We start from the raw sequence: 23,051 nt of genomic DNA, 5'->3' as shown, positions 1-23,051 counted from the left end.
AAGCCCCGCCCAGCAAAGTCTGGACGGGGCTGTTTCACGTTGTATGGGATTCAATTGAACCGCCTACGGCTGGGGCACCTCAGTCTTCAGATACTGCTCCGCCGCATCGTCCAGCAGGTAGCCGTTACTCTTCATCAGCTTCATGAAGCCCTCAAGCTTCTGCAGGAAGGCACTAGAGCTGCTGTTCTTGGCCAAGATGCTGGTGTAGGCCTTCTGCGCCTCCAGATCCATCTCCAGATTATCGTAATGGAAGAGCGGGGTGTTGTTCTGGCCGTAGAAGGTGTTCACAGCATACTGGTTATACAGCTTCTTGACGGCCTGTACCCGGTTAGATCTGGGATAGGTCTGGATGAATTGCTCCTGGGTCAGCGCACGGTCGGCTACCTCGCCCCAAGCAATGATCAGCCCGTTATCCTTGGAAGGAGGCAGATCTGATTCAGCTGCCATAATGGAAATATAGCTGCTGATATCCTCCGTTACATAAGGCTTATATTTGCGGTAAGCCGCATAATCAATCACCGGGTAAAAGCTGCCCTCGGCGGTATCCAGCTTGTATCCGCTCTCTCCCGCACTTTGCAGCAGGGCGCGCAAGGCGGCGTTATCCGTACTCTCAGCCAGCTTCTCCATGCTGACTCCCCCTCTGTAGACGGTGAGAAGCTTCCGCTGGACCTCGCTGCTGCTGAATTTCTTCTCCCAGGAGGGCAGCAGCGCCTTATGCAGGTTCTCCAGCTTCAGCGTCAGTACAGTCGCCTGATAAGGAGTGACTGCATACAGCTTTGTCTTCATATAGGCAATGGCACCCGGCAGGTTACCGCTGGACAGCAGCGGCAGCGCGGCTTTATAGACCGCTTCTGCATGGCTGGCAGTCTTAGCGCTTGCAGCTGCACCGGAAGTGCCTGTCCGGCTGCTTCCGCTGCCTTCGGCACCGGCCGGGACGGCTGCGCCTGTCTGAAGCCCTATGAGCAGGGCGATTGCGGCGGATATAACGGCATGCTTGTTCATTCGAGTCTCCTCCTGTGTGGAATGGATGTGGGATACAGTCTCTAAGATGGGAAGAATATGAATTTCAGCCCCAGTCCTCCGGCAGCGGCCAGCGCCAGACTGACCCAGGGCGAGACCGGAATCACCGGGAACAGATTATCGAGGAATATGCCGGCGAATACCGCAATCACAGCAATTCCGATGTAGATGCCCAGGGCTTTAATGTCGAAGGTCTTGGGCTTCGGACTGTCATCCTCCGACAGGGAGGCCATCCATTTCATAATAAGCTCAACCAGCAGGATGGAGCCTGCGCCGACAACGACCAGCGTGAATAGACTGAGCTGGCCGAAGAGTTCGTGCGGGCCGCCGCTCCACTGTGTGATCAGACCGGCAACGCCCATCGTCCCGAATAGCAGGGTCAGGGCGGACCAGGAGATCATCAGGGAGTTATTCAGCCGGCTGCGCGGTGTGCGCGGCGGGGCGCTGTCCATCACGTCCTTGAAATAATCACCGGGCTTCCCGCCAAAAATCTGCTTGGCATTCTTGCCCTTGGCTTGTCCCTTCAGCAGCAGCTCAGCCGCCTCCAGCAGCAGCTCCTCTGCACGTACAGCATCTACTGAACTGGCGCGCATCGCCAGAATCATATCTTCGAAATAAGAGCGGTTAGACGGCGTCATCTGCTCCCGCAGCAGGTTGTTCTGCTTCATCATAGCTTTGACTTTCATAGTGTGGACCTATACCTCCAGCATTGAGTGATCAGGATACCTTCAACCTAGAGTATACGTTTGTGCACCAGCCGTGTGCAAGGACAACGTTCGTTCACGAAGGTCTGAATAATCCTTTTGGAAGAGTAAACACTGAAGAGGTGGTGGCTTCACCAACTATAGCTAGAGGGAAGGCAGGGAGCGTTATGGAACAGGACAACAAGCAGGAACCGGGCAAGGCTGTGAACGACGGCACCGCGCCTGTACCGACTAATGATGTGGGAGACTGGGGCAATTCTGACGGCTTCAGCCTGTGGGATGCTGCGGGGCAGGGCCAGGAGAACGGGCTCGAGGATTGGGAAGGCCGGCAGGAGACGCATGATATGTTTCACGACAGCTATGACTGAGTGATGCCTAAGCGGGTATGGGCCTCTTTTGCTCCTGCGGGAGTGGAAGGGGCCTTTTCTCCGGTAGGGCTGACGTAAGCGGCGGGCTTCATGCGTATTGACAACAAATTAGCACAGATATTATAATAGAGACATTAATCATACTAAGTTAATCGGAATTATCATATTTTAAAATAAATCAGCCATTCAGGGGAGGACGCCGCAATGGAACGGAATATCATCATCCGGCATAACGGAGAGGAACTGACAGCGAGCATACATTATCCGGCCGCAGACCGGGCAGGGACAGGACGGTGCAAGAACCGGGTGCCGCTTGCAGTGATCTGCCATGGCTTCGTGGGCAGCCGGATCGGTGTCGACCGGATCTTCGTCAAGGCAGCCCGTGAGCTGGCACAGGATGGCTATATGGTAATCCGCTTCGATTATGCGGGCTGCGGGGAGAGCAGCGGTGATTACGGCAGCGAAGATATGGAATCGATGATCGGGCAGACCCGGGCGGTGCTGGATTACGGCATCAGCTCGGCCGATGTGGACCCGCAGCGTGTAACGCTGATCGGACACAGTCTGGGAGGTGCGGTGGCGCTGCTGACCGGTGTCCGTGACCGGCGAGTGAAGAACCTTGTACTGTGGTCAGCTGTCGGTTATCCCTTCAATGATATTGTCAAGATTGTTGGCAGAGATGCCTTCGACCGGTCGGTGAAGAGCGGTTCAGCAGATTACGCCGGCTATTCGTTCACGCCGGTATACTTCAATTCCCTGGCCGCCTTCCAGCCGTTCCAGGAAGCCGGGAAGTTCAGCGGCGATGTGCTGGTCATCCACGGAACCTCCGATGATGTGATTCCTGTGGACTATGCGTTTCTCTACCAGAAGCTGTTCTGGACCCGGCCGGAAGGACGGTGCGACAAGGAGATTATTTTCCAGGGCGATCATACCTTCTCTTCGGGTCCGGCGCAGGAGCAGGTGCTGAAGCGTACCCGGGATTGGATGAACCAGCAGGAGCATCTGCAGGAGGAATGGCAGAACTGGATGATATAGGAGCGGTAACGGCACTCGCAATGGCTAGGAATTAGCTGTAAAATAAAGGGGAAGACCATACCGGAAATGGAGGCTCTTACCCTATGAAATTACCGGCCTTTTTCATTGCGCATGGCTCCCCGCTGCTGGTACTTGAGGATAACGACTATACGCGTTTCTTGCAGCGGCTGGGTTCGGATCTGGGGAAGCCCCGCGGCATTGTGATCTTCTCAGCTCATTGGGACAGTCCCGAGCAGCTGATCACAGTGGACGCACAGCATGAAACGCAGCATGATTTCTACGGGTTCCCGGAAGAGATGTATCAGCTGAGTTATCCTGCTCTAGGTGATCCCGCACTCAGCCGCCGTATTTCGGAACTGTTCAAGGATAGTAATCTGCCCCATCAGCCCGTGCTGGGCCGGGGGCTGGATCATGGCGCCTGGGTCATCCTGAGGACCATGTTCCCGCAGGCGGATATTCCGGTCGTGGCCTTATCCGTGGATTCGCTCCGCTCGCCTGAGGAGCAGTACAACATCGGACGGATGCTTGCTCCGCTGCGCGAGGAAGGTATCCTCCTGATTGGCAGCGGCGGTCTGGTGCATAACCTCAGGCTGCTGAAGCAGAAGGATCAGCCGGAGCCATGGGCGCTTGACTTCGACGGGTGGATTGCAGAGCGGCTTGCGGCCTGGGATCTTCCCTCCCTGTATGCGTATGAGAAGCAAGCTCCGCATGTGAGGGAGGCCGTACCAACCTACGGCAAGGAACATTTCATCCCGCTCTTCTACGTAATGGGTGCAGCTGATGAAGGCAGACGCGCACAGTTAATGATCCAGGCCTATCAATACGGTACGCTCAGCCTGAACTGCTGGATGTTTGATTAATATAGGAATGAATAGAGGGTACAGCTGCTATAAGGGCTGTACTCTTTTTGTGCTGCCGTTTCCACTTGACTCAAGACAAACTCTGCCAGCTATGATTAAATAAAGGAAGCGAGTTTCATAGAAGAGAATCGAGAGAAGCAAGCTGTAACTTACGATTAGGAGGAACAACGTGTCTATATCGGTGAACCGTTATGTATCCCGTCCTGTATCTGCTCTGGTCCTTGCCGCCGTGCTGCTCTCTGCCTGCAGTAACGAGCAGGCCAGCCCTGTGCCCGTACCTACGTCTGCACCAACAGCAGCGCCTACCCTGGAGCCACAGCCGACAGAAGCGGTACAGTCCCCCTCTCCTGAGCCTGCCGCCGGAGCAGTCTCCGGCTTAACAGGCCTGCCGGTTGAGGAGGAGAGCCTGCCCCGGCCGCTCGCGGTCATGATCAATAATGCCCCGGCGGCCCGCCCGCAGTCCGGGATCAGCGAGGCAGATATTCTGTACGAGGTGCTGGCCGAAGGCGGAATTACCCGGCTGATCGGTATCTTTCAGAGTCATGCCGGGGTGGTGAAGATTGGGCCGATCCGCAGTATCCGCCCTTACCTGCTGGATATCGGCGAGAGCTATGGCGGCATAACGGTGCATGCCGGAGGCAGTCCGGATGCCTATGCCATTCTGCAACGGCAGAAGAAGGCGGATATGGACGAAATCGGCCGCGCGGGGGCCTACTTCTGGCGGGACAAGGAACGCAAGGCCCCGCATAACCTGTACAGCAATGCCGCCAAGCTGCGGGAGGGGGCAGTGAAGCTGGGTTATGCGGAGAGCGTGAAGGTCCCTGGTTTTCTTTTCAATGATCCGGATTATATTCCTGTGGAGGGCACCCCGGCGTTTGCGCTGGGTGTGAACTTCCTGCTGAAGAGCTACAATGTCGGGTACCATTATAACGCAGAGCAGCGCACATACGCCCGCTGGGTGAACGGCAAGCCGCATCTCGATCTGAATAATAACCGTCCGGTGGAAGCGGCAAACATCATCGTGATGGGTTCGGATCATAAGGTGCTGGACGATGTCGGCCGGCTGCAGGTGGATACGGAGCTGGGGGGAGAAGCAGTGCTGTTACAGCGCGGCGTAGCGATGAACGGCAAGTGGTCGCGCAGCCCCGGAGACGTCATCCGGTTCGTGAAGAAGGACGGCAAGGAGGCGCTGATGTTCCCGGGGATTACCCATATTCTGATCGTTCCGAACAGCCCTTCGTTCAGCAGTCATCTCGAATACGCGCAGGCGCCTGCATCCCCCTAATTCCGGCTGGAGATTGAATGTTCGGATGATTATTTTCGTAAGTTGCAGGGAATTGTTATTATAGTGTGAAAAAGTTCGGTTTTTTGTCTTCTATCCCTTCTGTCGATATGATAAGATAACAAGGGTTGTCATTCATTTTCATGTATTTACATTTGGATGGCTGCATTTTTTTACGGCAATTTCATGTAAAGGGGTATAAAGCTAATGAGGCTCAGAAAAAAGGATATATTCTTTGAGACGCTGGAAAACATGGCTGACACCATTGTTCAGGCGGCGGATTATTTCGCTCAGAATATCTCGACTCTCCAGGGCAATGTGGAGAACTTCGCCGGGGAGATGAAGAAATACGAATCCCAGTGCGATACCTACACACACACTGTCATCAAGGAATTGAACAAGACGTTCATTACGCCGCTGGAACGGGACGACATCATGGATCTGATTACAAGCATGGACGATGTCATTGATGGGCTGGAGGCTTCTGCCTCGCGTTTCTATATGTATAACCTGCTGGATGCGGATGAGTATATTGTCCAGTTCGCAGAGATTCTCCGCCAGAGTGCATACGAGATCCAGAAGGCGGTTCATTTGCTCTCCCAGAAGAAGCTGCTGGCGATCCGCGAATACACCATCCGTCTGAATGATCTGGAGAACCAGGGCGACGAAGTCCTGCGTATCTGCACCAAGGCCCTGTTCGAGACTGTGAAGGACCCGATTGAGCTGATTAAGCGCAAAGAATTGTACGAGCGGCTCGAGACAACCACAGACAAATGTGAAGACGTAGCCAACATGCTGGAATCGATCATCATGCGTAACTCATAAGGGGCCTCAAATATGGATACATCTATATATGTACTAGCTTTTGTTATCTTTCTTGCGCTGGCGTTCGACTTCATCAACGGCTTCCATGATACAGCCAATGCGATTGCTACCTCTGTCTCAACCCGTGCGCTGAAGCCGCGTACAGCCATCATGCTGGCCGCCTCGATGAACTTTATCGGCGCCTTGATGTTCACCGGAGTGGCGAAGAAGATCGGGGGCAGTATTACCGATCCCACCCTGCTGGACAACGGGATAGACATTGTCACGGCGACGCTGATTGCGGCAATTATCTGGAATCTCGTCACCTGGTGGCTGGGTATTCCTTCGTCCTCCTCCCATGCGCTTATCGGTGCGTTAGCCGGTGCGGTCTATGTCGGGGCAGGGACAGAGCATATCAAATGGAACGGGTTCGTTGAGATCGTAGAGGGGCTGGTTTTCTCCCCGCTGATCGCTTTTGTAATCGGGTATATTGTGATGACGATTCTGAAGTGGATCTTCGCGAAGCGCAGTCCGCATACGGTCAATAAGGGCTTCCGTTCGATGCAGATCGTGACGGCTGCACTGCAATCCTTCACCCATGGTACGAATGACGCGCAGAAGGCGATGGGGATCATTACCTTTGCCCTCGTGACCTCGGGACGGCTCGATACGATGGAGGTTCCGCTCTGGGTTAAGATTGCAGCGGCTACATCCATGGCACTCGGAACGTCGATCGGCGGCTGGAAGATTATTAAGACGATGGGCACGAAGATTTTCAAAATTGAGCCGATCAACGGCTTCGCGGCGGATATTTCGGCGGCTTCGGTTATTTTCTCAGCCACGCTCCTGCATCTGCCGGTAAGTACAACCCATGCGATCACCTCATCGATTCTGGGTGTAGGTTCAGCCAAACGCTTCTCCGCAGTCAAATGGGGAGTGGCCGGACGGATCGTGGTTACCTGGTTCATTACGATTCCGATCAGCGCTGTGCTGGCGGGAGTGATCTTCAAGCTCTTCTTCTAGGGCTGGAACAGAATAGATTACCTGGACAAGATGTCGCAGAAGCCATGGATGGCTTTAGGACATCTTTTTTTGTGTTCAGCGGTAAGCCTCGGCCTAAGAGGGGTTCTTTATTTTTCAAGAGAGAAATGTCACAAAAAGTCACAACAAATCGATAAAAGATGTTAATGGCGTTAAAAGAAAATGAAATACATAACATAACTAAAAGAAAATAACATGATGGAATTAAATTTTACATAGTATTATGTAGGATTTGGTAGTCTCTGAAGTAAGGTTTGTTTTAAGTGTTACCATTGCTGACAAACACCCGAATAGACAAAGGAGGCCTAGCCATTGATCGACTTTCATCAGGTAGACAAACATTACGGACAATTTCATGTACTGAAGGGCATTGACCTGCATGTTCAGGAAGGGGAAGTCGTTGTTGTAGTCGGTCCTTCCGGCTCCGGCAAGAGTACGATGCTGCGCTGCATTAACCGTCTGGAGACGATCACGAGCGGCGGATTAACCGTGGACGGTATAACTGTAAACGAACGCAAGACAGATATCAATACCCTGCGCAAAGAGATCGGAATGGTCTTCCAGCATTTCAACCTGTACCCGCACAAAAAGGTGATTGATAACATCACCCTGGCCCCGGTGAAGGTGCTGGGCTTAAGCAAGGCGGAGGCGGAGAAGACCGCCATGTATTATCTGGAGAAGGTCGGCATTGCGGACAAGGCGGAGTCCTATCCTTCCCAGCTATCCGGCGGACAGCAGCAGCGGGTGGCGATTGCCCGGGGGCTTGCGATGAAGCCGAAGATAATGCTGTTCGATGAGCCGACCTCGGCACTGGACCCGGAGATGGTCGGGGAGGTGCTCGATGTCATGCGCGCCCTGGCCCGCGAAGGCATGACGATGGTCGTTGTGACCCATGAGATGGGCTTCGCCCGCGAGGTGGCGGACCGGGTCATCTTCATGGATCAGGGGCAAATCGTGGAAGAGGCGGAGCCGGAAGCCTTCTTCGCCAGCCCGAAGGAAGAGCGGACGCGTACTTTTCTCAGCCGTGTATTAAGCCACTAAACTAAATAATAGGAATCCGGGGAGGAAACGAAATGAAAATGTCCAAGAGCTTCAAGGTGTTAAGTGTGCTGATGATTGCGGCCATACTGGTCATTGCCGGGTGCGGCAACAACAAGGGCAAGAACGATAATGCGGCAGGCGGCAACGCTGCCGGAGGAGCAGCCGCTGACTCTGCGGCCATTGCCAAGATCAAGGAGCGCGGCAAGCTGCTCGTCGGCGTGAAGTTCGACACCCGCCTGTTCGGTCTGAAGGACCCGGCCTCCGGCAACGTGGAAGGCTTCGACATCGATATCTCCAAGGCCATCGCCAAAAAAATTCTCGGTGACGAGAATGCCATTGAGCTGAAGGAGGTCACCTCCAAGACGCGTATTCCGATGCTGAATAACGGCGAGATCGATATGGTGGTGGCTACCATGACCATTACGGAGGACCGCAAGAAGGAAGTCGATTTCTCTGACGTCTATTTCCAGGCCGGCCAGTCCCTGCTGGTGAAGAAGGGCAGCGCGATTACAGGCCTTGAGAGCGTTACGAAGGATACGAAGATCCTCGGCTCCAAGGGGGCGACCTCGATCAAGAATATCAAAGAGAAGGTGCCGGGCGTAACCGTGCTTGAGTTCGACAACTACCAGGATGCCTTCAGCGCGCTCAAGGCGGGTCAGGGCGATGCGCTCACTACGGATGATGCGATTCTGTATGGAATGGCCTCACAGGACCCCGGGTTCGAGGTTGTTGGGAAGCCGTTCACCGATGAGCCTTACGGCATTGCGGTCCAGAAAGGCAACGCCGATGTAGTTAAGGCGATTAATGATACACTGGCTGAACTAAAGGCGAACGGGGAGTATGATGCCATATACACGAAGTGGATTGGTAAAGCTCCTGCTAAATAAGTCTGTTCCAGGCAAGAGCTTGCTTCCTTCAAGGTAAGAACGAATAAATGGGCTGCACACGAATTTCCCGTAGAAACGGTACCGCCTTGTCCAAGGACGGCAACGCCGTTTCTACTTGTTTGTAGGAACGGCGGTCATACCGGGGAGGAACGAACTTATCCACAGGTAAAGGCAGGTGAACATTGATGGATTTCTCAATATTAACGAACTACTTCGGATTGTATATGGAAGGCTTCTACGGTACGCTGCTGTCCAGTGTACTGGCCCTGATCGGCAGCTTCCTGATCGGCGCGGTCGTTGCCGTCTTCCGCATGACTTCAGTCAAGGGTCTGCGCTGGTTCGGTGCGGTGTATGTGGAGTTCATCCGCAACATCCCGCTGCTGCTGGTCGTGTATATTTTCTATTACGGGCCTTCCGCTCTGGGCTTCACACTGGACGGCTTCAAGGCAGGAACCATTGGACTCGCCGTATATACCTCGGCCTTCATCGCCGAAGCGATCCGTGCCGGAATTATGGCCGTGCCCAAGGGACAGATGGAGGCGGCACGTTCCTCCGGTCTCAGCTACATACAGACGATGCTGCATATCATTCTGCCGCAGGCGATCAAGCTGGTGATCCCGCCGCTCGGCAACCAGTTCATTAACCTGATTAAGAACTCCTCGGTACTGACTCTGGTGGCCGGTCTTGATCTGATGTACTTCGCCGACGGGATCTCTACAGAGACTTACCGTACCTTCGACACCTACATTTTCGTAGCAGTATTCTATCTGGTGCTTACGCTTCCGCTCAGCTACGGCGTGCGGATCTGGGAGCGCAGACTGCAGCGCAAATATTAAGAAGCATCATAAAAGGACATCTGAAGCTAAAGGAGGGCTATTATGGATTTCACAGGTGCATACTCTGCCGATAATTTGAAGTTTCTGCTGGACGGATTGTATGTGACACTGATCGTTGCTTTTGTATCGATCTTCCTGAGCTTTATCATCGGCTGTATTATAGGCGTCATCCGCTACTCGGAGGTGCCGGTGCTGTCTCCGGTCATGTTCTACCTGGTGGAGCTGATCCGTAATCTGCCGCTGCTGCTGATCATCTTCTTCATCCGCTTCGCCTTGCCGGAGGTTGGGATCAAGCTCGGACTGATTACTGCGGCCATTGCAGCACTAACCATCTTCGAGGCAGCAATGATCGCCGAGATTGTCCGCGGCGGCTTAATGTCGATCGACAAGGGGCAGATTGAAGCGGCGCGCTCCTCCGGTCTCAGCAGTGTACAGACCTTATGGCATATCGTGCTTCCCCAGGGGCTGCGGCGGATGGTCCCGCCACTGGTCAGCCAGTTCATCTCCCTGCTGAAGGATACCTCGCTCGCTGTTGTGATTTCCCTGCCGGAGCTGATGCATAATGCCAACATTGTCATTGGCCACAGCTACAGCTATGCCATCCCTACGCTGGCGCTGGTTGCCCTGATTTATTTTGTCGTCAATTACCTGCTGTCGCTGCTGTCCAGAAGGCTTGAGCACAGAGCGGTATAACCTTAGCCGAATGAGGATTAAGCCATATTCAATCCAGTGCGGCTATGATACTATAGTTGTCAACCTCTCTAGGCAGGAGCAGTGGCGATGGGACAATCGATTCTGAGAATGAAGGCGGTACAGATTCTGCTGGTGGCCGCCGTTACTGTGGTAGCCGGAGAATTCAAGATCAACCCGTTTGACGGAGATATCTTCCGGATTGCCATGGGCAGCAGCGCTTTTCTCCTTTTCCTGCTGTTAATGAGGCAGCTGCCGTATATCCGTACAGGCTGTGCTGCCGGGGTGGTCGTGCTACTGTTCAGGACTGCCATGGATATGGTGGAGGGGAGCGGACTGACGGTAGAGCAGAGTCTTAGCAGCCACTTCTCGGCAATGATCTATTATATGGTATTCGGCGCACTGATGCATGTCATCAAGAGCCGGATCGATACGTTCCATCCGCTGGTGCTGGGCGCGGTTGCCGCGCTGATCGATCTTCTGTCGAATGAGATGGAGCTGCTGACCCGGCTGATCGTGCTGGATTCGGCTACCTTCCGGCTGAACGAGTGGACGTATCTGATGGCGATTGCGGTCTTGCGTACCTATTTCACCACAGGGGTATACAGCAGTATCTCTGTCAGCCAGCTGCGTATCCGGGAGCGGGAGCAGCATGAGCGGACCCAGCAGATGCTCGGATTCGGCTCCGGCCTGTACGGGGAAGTATTCTATCTGAAGAAGTCCATAGGCACCCTGGAGCAGGTAACGCTGAACAGCTTCGAGCTGTACACCAAGCTGAAGGACGGGGAAGGCACGGGGCGTTACAGCCGGCAGGTGCTGGATATCACCCAGCAGCTCCATGAGGTGAAGAAGGATTCGCAGCGGATTCTGGCGGGGCTGGTGAAGCTGGTGGAGCGTGAGGTGAACGGGGACATGCCCCTATCAGGCATTCTGCGGTTCGCGGTTAAGAGCAATGCCAAATATGCGGAAATGCTGGGCAAAGATATTAAGTTCCATATTCACATCACCTCCGATTACACAACCGACAGCTATATTCCTCTATTGACCCTGCTTAACAATCTCACCGCCAATGCGGTGGAAGTCATCCAAGGAACAGGCAGCATCCATCTGAACGCTTATGAGCAGGACGGTATGACGATTCTGACAGTGACCGATAGCGGGACAGGCATCGGGAAGCGTGATCTCGATCTGCTGTTCGAGCCGGGCTTCACCACGAAATTCGATGAAGAGGGCATCGCTGCCACGGGGATCGGGCTCTCTCATGTTCGGGATATAGTGAATATGTTCGAGGGAAGCATTACGGTTCAGCCGGTATCGCATATCGGAGGGGCCATGTTTCAGATTACAGTGCCGAGCATTAAGCTGCGGAAGGAGGAATAGAGGATGCCGCTATCATTCTGTATTGTAGATGACGATGCGTCGGCGAGAAGAATGCTGCAGCATATTATTGAGGACAGCGGGCTTGGTGAGGTGACGGGTACTGCAGCGAGCGGACAGGAGGGGATATCTCTGATCCTGAGCGAGACCCCGGACATTGTGCTGATGGATCTGCTGATGCCGGACCAGGACGGGATTGAGACCATCCTCTCTCTTCAGGCACAGGGCTGCCGCTCCAAATTCGTCATGATCTCGCAGATTGAGAACGGGGACATGGTCAGCCGCGCCTACAAGAGCGGAATTGAATTCTTCATCCGCAAGCCGATCAATAAGATTGAAGTCGAGTCTGTTCTATATAAAGTGAATGAACGTTACGCCATGGGCCGTTATCTGGATGAGATCAAGCTGACGCTGGGTAAGCTGGAGGGTCTGCAGTTCGGACTGCCGCAGCTGCCGCCTGGCAAGCGTACCGTCAAGGAGATTGTCCAGCCGATTCTGATGAATATGGGCATGATCTCGGAGAACGGCAGCCGTGATATTATCACCATCATGGAGCTGGCGGTAGCCGAAGGGCAGAGCGGAAGTCTACCGCCCTTGAAGGAGCTGTATGAGCTGACCGCTGCCAAATACAGACCGGTGCCTGCGGAAGCCGCCAAAGAGGTCAAGGCTATCGAACAGCGTCTGCGCCGTGCCTTGGCGGCGGGTCTGACAAGTCTTGCGTCCATCGGTCTGACGGATTACGGGAATCCGAAGTTCGAGCATTATGCACCGCTGTATTTCGACTTCGAAGAGGTGCGCCTGAAGATGAAGGAGATTGAACAGGGCCGGGATAGCGGCAAGGTGAAGGTGAACATCAAGAAATTCCTGCAGGTGCTGCATCTGGAGGTGCTGGAAGGCTTGGGCCGCTAAGCTATATATTAGAAAATCGGACCGGGCCGTTTGCTGTAAATGGCGCCGTCAACTATAAAGACAAGACCAAGAAACCTCCGGAGCCGCTGGTCAGCGGGCTGGCGGTTATTTTTTTGCGTAGACATGCTGTACAATGGGAGGAAGCAACTAGAACAGCGCGGCTCTGCTGCGGATTGCCTACATAGGGCGGAGGACTTTTATTATGATACGAACACTTGCCGTAACGCATACGGGCGAGATATTGACCGATCTGCTGCTTCAGGATATTGTCCTGGATGATTATGCCTGGATCTGGGCGGATTTCGCTATGCCGACGGATGATGAAACCTTGTCGCTGGACACCTATTTTCATTTTCACCCGCTGGCGATAGAAGACTGTATGCATGTCTTGCAGCGGCCGAAGCTGGATTATTACGAGGATGTGCAGTTCTTCGTGCTGCATTCGCTGAATGAGCGGACATTGGAGGCCGAAGAGATCGACCTGTTCCTCAGCCCGAAATTTCTCGTCTCCTACCATCATCAGGACAAGCCGGAGATGGAGGAAGCGTGGCAGATGGTCAAAGCTGAGATTCATAGCCGCAAGGGCTGGTCGGGCGGGCCGATGGCCGCTGCTTACACAGTGATGGACAAGCTGGTGGACAGATATTTCCCGTCCCTGTATACGCTGGAGGATGAACTCGCGGATCTGGAGAGCCAGGGCGGCAACGAATCGGTCGAAGAGCTGATGAGTCAGGTCTTCAATGTGCGCGGAAGGCTGCTGAAGCTGCGGCGGACGATTGTGCCGATGCGTGATCTGATGTACCGGATCGTCAATTCGCAGCATGTGCAGAGTAACGGCGAGGAGCGGGTCTACTTCGGCGATATCTACGATCATCTGCTGAAGCTGACCGACATGATTGAAGTTGACCGGGAAATGACCGCCGACCTGCGTGACAGCTATATCTCGCTCAACTCCAACCGGATGAACTCCATCATGAAGACACTCACGGTGATTACCACGGTATTCATGCCGCTGACGCTGATCGCCGGAATCTATGGAATGAACTTCAGGGTGATGCCGGAGCTGGAATGGAAGTACAGCTATTTCGCAGTGCTGCTGCTTATGCTGGTGCTGGGGATCGGGATGTTCGGCTGGTTCCGGCGGAGCGGCTGGTTTAAGTAGAAGAAAAGCGCGTTAAACGCCGCCGCTTAGGAGCGGCGGCGTTTAACGGAGGAAGGCCCACCGGATTTACGCTTCTTGGAGGTGGTATTGCGGCGCTTCGTGACGGGGCGTCTTTTTTTGCGCCGTTTGGGGCTATAAAGGGCTGCATCCTCTTCGGCGGCGAGCTCTCCCGCTCCGCTTCCCTTGCCTTTGCCGAACCCGCCCATCACAAGCTTCACCATCGGAGCCATCTGTGAGAAGCCCTGCATCACCTTCTGCACCTTGCCCATGGTATTGACGATTCCGTCAATTCCGCCCATCCGGTCAACGATGCCCTTGATCTGTTCCATATTCGCCAGACTTCCAAGATTGCCAAGTCCGCCCAGCAGGCCTCCGGCCTTCGCGGTAGAGGCTTCTGCAGCAGGGAGCGCGAGTGCCGTATCGGTGACTTCGGCGCTGTAAGCAGGCAGCAGCTCAGGTTCTCCGGGAAGCGGGGCAGGTGTATAAGCAGATAGTCCCGGGTAAGGTGACGGATTGTAAGGTTCAGCCAGTGAACGGCCTTGCTGGCGGGAATGATTATAGTAATGCTGAGGCATAGGATCACATTCCTTCGTTAGTGGTTTGCTATACTGTATGTCATGGGCGAACAGACGGTATAGACGAATGCCCGGGTAACCGGGATACCAGCGGAAAAGGGCGGATGCCTATAGTGCGGCAGGCGGAAGTGAAGAAACCGTGTCTGTGCTTGATTTTGCACGGTTTTGTAGTACTATGAGTAAGGCGGTCTAACCTGGGAGCCGGAAGTAGTGACGGGTTAACCCTGATTATGGTGTGCGCCTGGAGTGGACGTTTGTCCGTCGATTTCACTCTTTACAGCGTGAAACCGTTAATGCTTGAAAAATGTGCTCCAGTACAATATAGTAGAGGCAAGATAGTCACATTAAGTTAATGTTTAGGGGATGATAGGGCGATGCAGCTAAAGAAGCTAAACGATAAAAGTATCGATCAATTATTTGAGGCTATTTTAACATTGAAAAATATGGAAGAATGCTATGTATTCTTTGACGACCTGTGCACCGTGAACGAAATTCAATCGCTCTCACAGCGCCTTGAGGTGGCCCGGATGCTGGGCAAGGGGTCTACATATAATCAGATTGAAGCCGAGACGGGGGCCAGTACGGCAACAATCTCGCGCGTGAAGCGCTGCCTGAATTACGGCAATGACGGTTATAAGCTTACGCTGGAACGTCTGGGCCGATAATTTATGGTTCCGGGTGTATTGTTAATCAGTCACGGCTCCCGTGATCAGGCCTGGGTGTCGATGGTAGATGAGGCAGTGAGCCATCTCACGCTCAGGGAGGAGCTGCCGGTGGCAGTGGCTTTCCTTGAGCTGGTAGAAGGACGATTGATACAAGATGGAATTGATAAGCTGGAACATGCAGGGGTCACAGATATTATTGTGATCCCCTTGTTTGTGTCTTCCGGCAGCACGCATGTCGATGAGATAGAATATGCGCTGGGTGCGAAGCCGGTTCCTGAACGGGAGACCGATCTTGAGCCGTTCAGAGTTGCTGCGAAGATTCATTACGGCTATCCGGTCGATGACGATCCCGATATTGCACAGATGCTGTGGGATAAGCTCCGGGGACTGTCGAAGCATCCCGGCAGAGAGATGGTGCTGCTGGTCGGACACGGCAGCAGGCATGAGGGCTTCCGGCAGCGCTGGGAGCAGGGCATCTCTTCACTTGCCGCGCGGGTACGGGAGATAAGCGGGCTGGCCGCGGCTGATTACGGGCTGTTGAACCCGGATAGTGTAAGAAGCCGGGTGGTGCATTGGCAGGAGCAGGGCTATGATGTGCTGGTGGCTCCGCTTTTTTTGAGTGAGGGGTACTTCACCAAGGTGGTTATTCCGCAGCGGCTGGAGGGGCTGAATTATGCCTACTCCGGCCAGACGCTGCTGCCGCATCCGCTGCTGCCGCGCTGGATTCAGCGGCAGGTGGAAGCAGCGCTCCAGCGCCTGGAGGGTTAGCGTTAAATCGTAAGCGGGTAATGTAGCTGGCCCCTGACATTGCTTGTGGGGTACAGAATTGGGTATAATCAGTAAAGTTATCCATTATATAAACAGGTGGCGTTCCGGTAATGAAAACTGCGAGATTGATTTATAATCCCACTTCTGGTCGGGAAGAAATGAAAAGACGACTCGCCGATATTCTAGACCGGCTGGATATGGGCGGTATCGAAGCTACCTGCCATGCAACAACGGGAGAGGGCGATGCTACTGCGGCTGCAGCCCAGGCTGTGGAACGCGGTACTTATGATCTGATCATAGCTGCCGGAGGCGACGGTACGCTCAATGAAGTGATTAACGGGATGGCGGAGAAGCCGAACCTTCCCCCGCTCGGCATCTTGCCGCTGGGAACGACGAATGATTTCGCGCGGGCCATGGGCATTCCGAAGAATTGGGAGGAAGCCTGCGACCTGATTCTGCGCCAGGAAGCGCGCCTGATCGATCTCGGCAAAGCCAATGACCGTTACTTCATTAATATAGCAGGCGGCGGACAGCTGACGGAGCTGACCTATGAGGTCCCCAGCAAGCTGAAGACCATGATGGGCCAGCTTGCCTATTACCTGAAGGGGATCGAGAAGATGGCCAGCCTTGCTCCGCAAGAGCTGTACATCCGCGCGAACGGCCAGGAAATGATCCATGACGAGTTCATGCTCTTCCTGATCGCCAATACGAATTCAGTCGGCGGCTTCGAGAAGCTGGCTCCGGGTGCGCGCATCGATGACGGCCTGCTCGACGTTATTGCCGTTAAGAAATGCAACCTGGCCGAATTCATCCGGCTGGTGCGTCTAACCATTCGGGGCGAGCACCTGAATGACAAGAAGGTTGTCTATTTCCGCACCGATGCCATGGAGGTTACCTCTCCAGGCTACGTTCAGCTGAACCTGGACGGTGAGCTGGGTGGCACCCTGCCGGGCAACTTCAGCATTTTGCCGCAGCATCTGCAGATTTTTGCGCAGAATTAATCGTGAAGAACATGAAAGAAGTGAACCTATACACATGAATAAACAACGCAGCAGGCGCAGCGCAAGCCGCCGGGAGCAAGGGGCGGCCCCTGTCGCCGGACTGCCGGTAAATAAGAATGATGAGGTCCTGCTCGATATTATCGGCATGACCCATGAAGGTGAAGGGGTAGGCCGCGTTGAGGGCTTTACCCTATTTGTGCAGGGCGCTCTTCCCGGTGAGAGAGTCCGGGCCAGAGTGCTCAAGACCAAGAAGCAGTATGGCTACGCCAAGCTGCTGGAGCTGGTGCAGGCCAGCAGCGACCGCATCGCGCCGCCCTGCCCGATCTATGATCAGTGTGGCGGCTGCCAGCTGCAGCATATGGACTATACCGCGCAGCTCGTGTGGAAGCGCCAGCTGGTGGTGGATAACCTCCAGCGGATCGGGAAGCTGGAGGTGGCCGGTGCGGCGGGGGCTGATGCGGCAAGTGCATCAGGGGCTCAAGGCGAAGGCATCCGCGTGCTGCCCACCCTTGGCATGGACGAGCCATGGCGCTACCGCAACAAGGCCCAGGTGCCTATCGGGGTGACCGAAGGCGGTCTGGTCGGCGGCTTCTATGCACGGGGCAGTCACCGGATCATCGACATGGAGACCTGTCTGATCCAGCATGAGGACAACGACAAGGTCGTTGCTGCTGTCAAAAGCCTCGGCCGTGAGCTGGGCATCACTGCCTATGACGAAGAGACCGGCCGTGGACTGCTCCGCCACGTTGTAGTGAAGAAGGCGTTCCGCACCGGCCAGATGATGCTGGTGCTGGTCACGAACGGCCGGGATATCCCGCATCTGGACGCTTGGCTCGGCAGTATCCGCGAGCAGCTTCCGGCGGTGGTCAGCATCTGCCAGAACATCAACACCCAGCGCACCAATGTCATCTTCGGTAACGATACACGCGTCCTCTGGGGCAGCGAGGTCATTTACGACTACATTGGCGAGGTGCAGTTCGCGATTTCGGCACGGTCCTTCTACCAGGTGAACCCGGTGCAGACCGAGCTCCTCTACGGCAGAACGCTGGAGTATGCTGCGCTAACCGGCAAAGAGACTGTGATTGATGCGTATTGCGGCATCGGCACCATCTCACTATTCCTGGCCCAGCATGCGGATCAGGTGTATGGTGTAGAAATCGTGCCCGAAGCCATCGAGGACGCCCGCGCCAACGCGAAGCTGAACGGAATGAACAACGTGAAGTTCGAAGTCGGCGCTTCGGAGGATGTCATCCCGGCCTGGAAAGAACAGGGCATCACCCCGGACGTCATCGTTGTCGATCCCCCGCGCAAGGGCTGCGACGCGCGCCTGCTGGAGACCATCCTGCTGATGCAGCCAGAGCGTGTCGTGTACGTGTCGTGCAACCCGTCGACACTGGCCCGCGACCTGCGGGTGCTGGAGGACGGGGGTTATCGTACGGTGGAGGTTACGCCGGTGGATATGTTCCCGCATACGGTGCATGTGGAAAGTGTGGCTGTACTGGAGCTGAAATAGGTGATAATTCGACATAAATGAAAGTAAGAAGGCGCTCGGGAATGACTTCCCGCAGCGTCTTTATTTCGGTTTAGGAGATATTTTTAGAGAAATCCTGCAAAAAGAGCAACATTACTGTACCTTAAATGGGGCCGGTGAGAGTGGCATTTGGATTGTTCAACCGCAGGTATTTAGATACGTAACTAAAAGTTTCCACACAGACCAGCGGAGGTTGCCTCCCTTCTATGTATAAAGCTGCTGCAGAAATCTGCCCTTAATGTGGGATTACCCGCCTTATCCGGATGCGCCTATCAAACTATAATCAGGTTGTAAGCGAATACAAATGGGATGGCAGAGTGTTTTCTAAAAAAATATGAAATATGAAAGAGGTGTTTATTTATGTTAAGGAAGTTAAAGTTATTAAGTGCATTATTGATTTTTTGTATGGCCAATCTGTTACCTGTCTTTCCTTTGACAGCAAGCGCGGCGGGTACAATTGTAAGCTATCCGTTACCGTCGGTCTATACCACGACCAGTCAATACACGGTAACAGCAGACTCTACCAATATACCGGTAATCGACACTTCAGAGGTATTTGTAAACTATAATTATTGTAATTTCTCTTTTTCAGGTACGACTACAATCACAATAACAGCAAGCGAGCCCATCAATACCTATAATATTTCTCCCAAAGCTTTGGGAATCACTGCAACTAAGAGCGGAAATACACTGACCTTTACCCTTTCATCGCCAACCTATCTTATCGTTAAAATCAATAACCTGAAGGATCTGGTTATCGCGGCAGATGCTCTTGAAACCAATGTTCCGGCTTCCTCCGGTACAGGGATTTTCAATGTTAAAACCCAGTACGGTGCTGACAGTACCGGTGCCACATTGGCTACAACTGCCATACAGAATGCCATCAATGCGGCTAACGCAGCAGGCGGTGGTATCGTATACGTTCCAGCCGGCGTGTACAAGAGCGGTAACATTGTTCTAAAAAGCAATGTTTCGGTTTATCTGGCGGGTGGTTCTGTGATCAGGGGTTCAGGAAATCCAAGCGATTACACTACCCATTTTCATAAGAATTCTCTAAATAAGGATGGAACGTGGTTTATCTATACCGAAACCAATGCAAACAATATTAAGATATACGGCAGGGGAACGATTGACGGCAATGGCCATTATATGAGAAATACAAACAATTATTTGAACAATATTCTTGTCCCCTTGCAGTGCAGCAACTTCACAGTTGACGGCATAACCATCAGAGACAGCGGTGGCTGGGCTACAATCGTTACCAGATCCAATAACGTAACCTTCCAGAATACTAAGCACTTCAACAATAATGAACTTGATTATGAAAATGATGCAATAGACATCCAGGAGAGCCAGAATGTACTCATAAAGCACACTGTCGCCGTATCGGAGGATGACACGTACTCCTTTAAGACCTGGGATGTAGCCACTACCGATATTGCTGCAAACTGGCCGGGAACTCCTGAGAACCAGTCAAATGTAGTGGTGGATGATGCTTTGGCCTGGAGCAGATGCGGAGCCTTCAAGGTCGGAGATGGAGTGAAACAGCTTCAGGATGGCATCGTGGTTAAAAACTCTTTTGTATACAGATGCTGGCGCGCTTTAGCGGTAGGTCATCTCTATGGGACTCCAGCAGCACAGAACATCGTATTCGACAATATAGATGTAGAAGGCTTCTGGCCAAGATCCGGTGTTCACTCCAGATGGTTTGATCTTTCGGCAAAAACCGGTCCGATCAAAAATGTGGTCTATAATAATATCAATTTACGCGCTCTGGGCGAGGTTTCAATAATGAAGGGTTGGAGTGACACCTCTACGGTCTCCGGAGTGACATTGAACAATGTTCGCGTCGGTGGAGTTGCGGTGAATAATTTGACAGATTTGAAAATAACAGATACGAACAGCTATGCGGCAGAGCCAAAATTCAACACATTGAAATTCGAAGCAGAAGGCTATAACCTTAGTTCCGGTGTTCTTTCCTATGAGTCAAGCACTGACGGCGGGCTGAATGTGGGTGCCGGGAGTAATGGCGACTATATCGCATTTAAAAATGTAGACTTTGGCAGTACAGCTAAAACAAGCATTGATATGAAGGTCGCATCCGCTAATTCCGGCGGAAGGATCGAATTCCACTTGGATAGCCCTACAGGCACTATGCTGGGTTCTTGGACGGCCGAAAGCACAGGCGGATGGCAGACATGGTCCCTCAAGAATATCCCGCTTACTGCCGGGACAGCGGTAGGAACCCATACGGTATATGTTACTTTTGTGAAGTCAGATTCAACCACAGTTGCCAATTTAACCTGGTTCCAGTTCAAATAAAATGGAAACGGCTTAATTGGATTGTAATAAGATGGATAAAGGGGTATATCAACTGATATACCTCTTTATTCAGCTAAAGGACGTCCTCACTAGTGTTGCATAAAATTTTAAATTGTTGACAATTGGTATATTTGCAATTTATACTAAACATATCCATTTACGGGTGTCATTCACCGTAGTGAAGTAAAGCATTTTCAGCAGGGCTTTATCGCTTGGGAAAATGCTTTTTTCTGCTTTTCATTCCTGCACCGAGTCATATTCCGCCTCCAGTATTAATTGCAGCATCTCTGCAAACAACTCTCTTAGTGCGAATGCACATTGTCCATCGTTTTGAGATTATTCTCCTTCACACTCACTTTCACTTACTCATTACTGAATATCATCATGTATGCTATCCTCTCTAATCAGCCTTTCTAAAGATTATCTAACGGAGGAAACAGGATGTCTAAATCAATAGAATCTATCTTGAGAGATGAAGTTTTTGCTGAGCTGGACATCGAGTATCCGGAAGATCCCGATACCCGTTTGCTGGACCTGGGGATCGATTCGGCAGGCTTCATCAAGCTTATTGTTTCAATGGAATCGAAGTTTAATATCTCGATCCCTGATGAGGATCTATTATTTGAAAAGTTCTCCACGGCTGGATTAATCCTTAATTATTTGGCCGGGAAAACGATATGATGACTATCATTCAGCGTTTATTCATGGAGGCTTGTGATCGCAAGGATCATATTATCCTTCAAGATCTAAAGCGGCAATGGACTTATGCAGAGGTGATGACAGAAGCATACTTGATTGCTCTATATATCAAAAAGAACTTTGAGCTTGAGGCCGGTAGCCATATAGCGGTATACACAAATAATGAGCCCTTGTTCATTACTGCATCGCTTGGCATTCAGTTCAGCGGTCATGTACTAATACCTGTTCCTTACTCGGCATCCAAAACAGAGATTGAAAATATTCTAAATGCCAGTGACGCCAAGCTGGTTATCAGCAAATATGTACAGCCTGCGGGTTTAAATTTCCATATTCATTGGGTTACCGCTCAGGATTTCTCGCAAGAACCGATGCCTTCGTTTGAATCGATCTCGCTCACGAATTCGTCCGATCCCCATCCATGTGCGATTCTCCTTCCTACATCGGGCACAACCGGAAAATCTAAAATCGTTATGTTATCCCATGAGAATGTATTAACGAATGCGTTGGCACATGGCGAAAAGGTCGGGTATACGGATCAAGATTCGTTTCTTGTAACGATGCCCGTTCATTTCAGTTCTACGATTGTCACCCAATTGATTTCTTGCATGCTATTTGGAACCCGAATTAGGCTGATCAGCTTGCCCTTGCTGCCGCGCACAGCGTTTAGACTGTTTCAGGATAAGGCGGTCACGGCATTCTCGGCGGTGCCTACGCAATTGATGCACTTTGTTTCCGATTATCATCAGACAACCAACTGGAGTACCTTTGATTCCATTGAATTTATTGTTATTAGCGGTGCGCCGATTCCCGCGAGATTAGTAGACCATCTTCAGACTGTATTCCCCCAAGCGGACATTATTCAAACCTATGGATTGACAGAAGCTTCTCCGCGGGTGAGCATGATGGACCGGGGAGACCGCTGCTTATCCTGTGGAACACCCGTCAGTGGCGTGTCTGTCCGGCTTGTTGACGAAGAAGAGAATGAGGTTATAGGACCTGCTGCTTCAGGAGAAATTTGGGTCAAGGGCCCGAATGTGATGCTCGGTTATTACAACAACCCGGAGTTAACGAACGTTACCATTGTTGAGGGTTGGTTAAAGACAGGAGATTTGGGATATTGGAATGAATCAGGGTGTCTCATCATCACAGGCAGAAAGAAAAATATCATTATATCCGGCGGTATCAATATTTATCCGGAAGAAATTGAGGAGTTTTTATATGGCTTGAACGAAGTGGAGGAAGTCATGGTTGTTGGTGTGCCCGATGATCTATTAGGCGAAGTACCCGTCGCATTGCTGAAAGTTTGTGAAGAATGTCTGGTTGATATAGATGCGCTGACCAAACATTGCAACTTGCATTTATCCTCGTATAAAGTACCTAGACAATGGAGGATTATAGATGACATTCCAAAAACAAAAACAGGAAAACTGGACAGGGCAAGCACGAAGCGCTTATTGCTAAAGGAATAGGGGGG

At 52.5% G+C, this 23,051-nt stretch carries 23 protein-coding genes; 20 read left to right on the top strand and 3 right to left on the bottom strand.

Annotation, left to right across the window (positions count from 1 at the left end):
- Nucleotides 1-63: 63 nt before the first annotated feature.
- Together NSS64_RS25290 and NSS64_RS25285 are read right to left on the bottom strand one after the other, a co-directional pair.
- Nucleotides 64-1,002 carry a hypothetical protein gene (locus tag NSS64_RS25290; RefSeq protein ID WP_341141948.1) on the bottom strand — a complete coding sequence of 313 codons (939 nt, stop codon included), beginning with the start codon at nt 1,000-1,002 and terminating at the stop codon, nt 64-66.
- Between the two features lie 41 nt (nt 1,003-1,043).
- Nucleotides 1,044-1,706 carry a DUF1129 family protein gene (locus NSS64_RS25285; RefSeq protein ID WP_340990974.1) on the bottom strand — a complete coding sequence of 221 codons (663 nt, stop codon included), beginning with the start codon at nt 1,704-1,706 and terminating at the stop codon, nt 1,044-1,046.
- A 185-nt stretch (nt 1,707-1,891) separates the two neighbouring features.
- Here NSS64_RS25285 and NSS64_RS25280 point away from each other — a divergent pair, with 185 nt between their 5' ends.
- From NSS64_RS25280 to corA, 13 genes are all read left to right on the top strand, one after another.
- Nucleotides 1,892-2,092, top strand: coding sequence for a hypothetical protein (locus tag NSS64_RS25280; RefSeq protein ID WP_341141947.1), 201 nt, complete (start codon nt 1,892-1,894; stop codon nt 2,090-2,092).
- Nucleotides 2,093-2,296: 204 nt separating this feature from the next.
- Entirely contained in the window at nt 2,297-3,127 is an 831-nt protein-coding gene (locus tag NSS64_RS25275) for an alpha/beta hydrolase family protein (protein ID WP_036730916.1), read from the top strand.
- A gap of 83 nt (nt 3,128-3,210) precedes the next feature.
- Nucleotides 3,211-3,987, top strand: coding sequence for a DODA-type extradiol aromatic ring-opening family dioxygenase (locus NSS64_RS25270; protein WP_341141946.1), 777 nt, complete (start codon nt 3,211-3,213; stop codon nt 3,985-3,987).
- A 169-nt stretch (nt 3,988-4,156) separates the two neighbouring features.
- The gene (locus NSS64_RS25265; RefSeq protein ID WP_341141945.1) at nt 4,157-5,272 is read left to right on the top strand and encodes a DUF3048 domain-containing protein; all 1,116 of its coding nucleotides are present in this window, start codon (nt 4,157-4,159) and stop codon (nt 5,270-5,272) included.
- A 204-nt stretch (nt 5,273-5,476) separates the two neighbouring features.
- Complete coding sequence (locus tag NSS64_RS25260; RefSeq protein WP_036730910.1) at nt 5,477-6,094, top strand: DUF47 domain-containing protein; 618 nt, start codon at nt 5,477-5,479, stop codon at nt 6,092-6,094.
- 12 nt (nt 6,095-6,106) lie between these two features.
- Nucleotides 6,107-7,096, top strand: a complete 990-nt coding sequence (locus NSS64_RS25255; RefSeq protein ID WP_340944350.1) for an inorganic phosphate transporter — start codon at nt 6,107-6,109, stop codon at nt 7,094-7,096.
- Between the two features lie 330 nt (nt 7,097-7,426).
- Nucleotides 7,427-8,155, top strand: coding sequence for an amino acid ABC transporter ATP-binding protein (locus NSS64_RS25250; protein ID WP_036693252.1), 729 nt, complete (start codon nt 7,427-7,429; stop codon nt 8,153-8,155).
- 32 nt (nt 8,156-8,187) lie between these two features.
- Nucleotides 8,188-9,042 carry a glutamate ABC transporter substrate-binding protein gene (locus NSS64_RS25245; RefSeq protein WP_341141944.1) on the top strand — a complete coding sequence of 285 codons (855 nt, stop codon included), beginning with the start codon at nt 8,188-8,190 and terminating at the stop codon, nt 9,040-9,042.
- Nucleotides 9,043-9,227: 185 nt separating this feature from the next.
- A complete protein-coding gene (locus tag NSS64_RS25240) occupies nt 9,228-9,878 on the top strand; it encodes an amino acid ABC transporter permease (protein WP_340757177.1) in 651 nt (216 codons plus the stop codon).
- A gap of 42 nt (nt 9,879-9,920) precedes the next feature.
- Complete coding sequence (locus tag NSS64_RS25235) at nt 9,921-10,571, top strand: amino acid ABC transporter permease (protein ID WP_340944346.1); 651 nt, start codon at nt 9,921-9,923, stop codon at nt 10,569-10,571.
- Nucleotides 10,572-10,658: 87 nt separating this feature from the next.
- A complete protein-coding gene (locus NSS64_RS25230; protein ID WP_341141943.1) occupies nt 10,659-11,948 on the top strand; it encodes an ATP-binding protein in 1,290 nt (429 codons plus the stop codon).
- 3 nt (nt 11,949-11,951) lie between these two features.
- On the top strand, nt 11,952-12,854 hold the full coding sequence (locus NSS64_RS25225) for a response regulator (protein ID WP_341141942.1): 903 nt from the start codon (nt 11,952-11,954) through the stop codon (nt 12,852-12,854).
- Between the two features lie 202 nt (nt 12,855-13,056).
- The gene (corA, locus tag NSS64_RS25220) at nt 13,057-14,016 is read left to right on the top strand and encodes a magnesium/cobalt transporter CorA (protein ID WP_340944342.1); all 960 of its coding nucleotides are present in this window, start codon (nt 13,057-13,059) and stop codon (nt 14,014-14,016) included.
- Between the two features lie 26 nt (nt 14,017-14,042).
- Here the strand turns inward: corA and NSS64_RS25215 are convergent, their stop codons facing one another.
- Nucleotides 14,043-14,591, bottom strand: coding sequence for a tyrosine protein kinase (locus NSS64_RS25215; RefSeq protein WP_340944339.1), 549 nt, complete (start codon nt 14,589-14,591; stop codon nt 14,043-14,045).
- Nucleotides 14,592-14,965: 374 nt separating this feature from the next.
- Here NSS64_RS25215 and NSS64_RS25210 point away from each other — a divergent pair, with 374 nt between their 5' ends.
- The 7 genes from NSS64_RS25210 to NSS64_RS25180 all read left to right on the top strand — a co-directional run bounded on the left by NSS64_RS25210 (nt 14,966) and on the right by NSS64_RS25180 (nt 23,046).
- Nucleotides 14,966-15,256, top strand: a complete 291-nt coding sequence (locus NSS64_RS25210; protein ID WP_019913624.1) for a YerC/YecD family TrpR-related protein — start codon at nt 14,966-14,968, stop codon at nt 15,254-15,256.
- 3 nt (nt 15,257-15,259) lie between these two features.
- Nucleotides 15,260-16,024, top strand: coding sequence for a sirohydrochlorin chelatase (locus NSS64_RS25205; RefSeq protein ID WP_341141941.1), 765 nt, complete (start codon nt 15,260-15,262; stop codon nt 16,022-16,024).
- A 110-nt stretch (nt 16,025-16,134) separates the two neighbouring features.
- Nucleotides 16,135-17,025 (top strand): diacylglycerol kinase, encoded by an 891-nt coding sequence (locus NSS64_RS25200; RefSeq protein ID WP_340944336.1) that lies wholly within the window; start codon nt 16,135-16,137, stop codon nt 17,023-17,025.
- 34 nt (nt 17,026-17,059) lie between these two features.
- A complete protein-coding gene (gene rlmD / locus NSS64_RS25195) occupies nt 17,060-18,538 on the top strand; it encodes a 23S rRNA (uracil(1939)-C(5))-methyltransferase RlmD (protein WP_341141940.1) in 1,479 nt (492 codons plus the stop codon).
- Nucleotides 18,539-18,916: 378 nt separating this feature from the next.
- The gene (locus NSS64_RS25190; protein WP_081751358.1) at nt 18,917-20,878 is read left to right on the top strand and encodes a carbohydrate-binding protein; all 1,962 of its coding nucleotides are present in this window, start codon (nt 18,917-18,919) and stop codon (nt 20,876-20,878) included.
- Nucleotides 20,879-21,319: 441 nt separating this feature from the next.
- Nucleotides 21,320-21,559, top strand: a complete 240-nt coding sequence (locus NSS64_RS25185; RefSeq protein WP_036730891.1) for an acyl carrier protein — start codon at nt 21,320-21,322, stop codon at nt 21,557-21,559.
- Nucleotides 21,556-23,046: a class I adenylate-forming enzyme family protein gene (locus NSS64_RS25180; RefSeq protein WP_341141939.1), complete on the top strand. Its 1,491-nt coding sequence runs from the start codon at nt 21,556-21,558 to the stop codon at nt 23,044-23,046. Before NSS64_RS25185 ends, NSS64_RS25180 begins: the two co-directional genes overlap by 4 nt.
- Nucleotides 23,047-23,051 lie beyond the last annotated feature (5 nt).

This window comes from Paenibacillus sp. FSL H8-0122 (assembly GCF_038005345.1).
Lineage (GTDB): Bacteria > Bacillota > Bacilli > Paenibacillales > Paenibacillaceae > Paenibacillus_AQ.
Note: the sequence above shows the minus strand (reverse complement) of the source record. Positions and strands in the feature narration are given on the sequence as shown.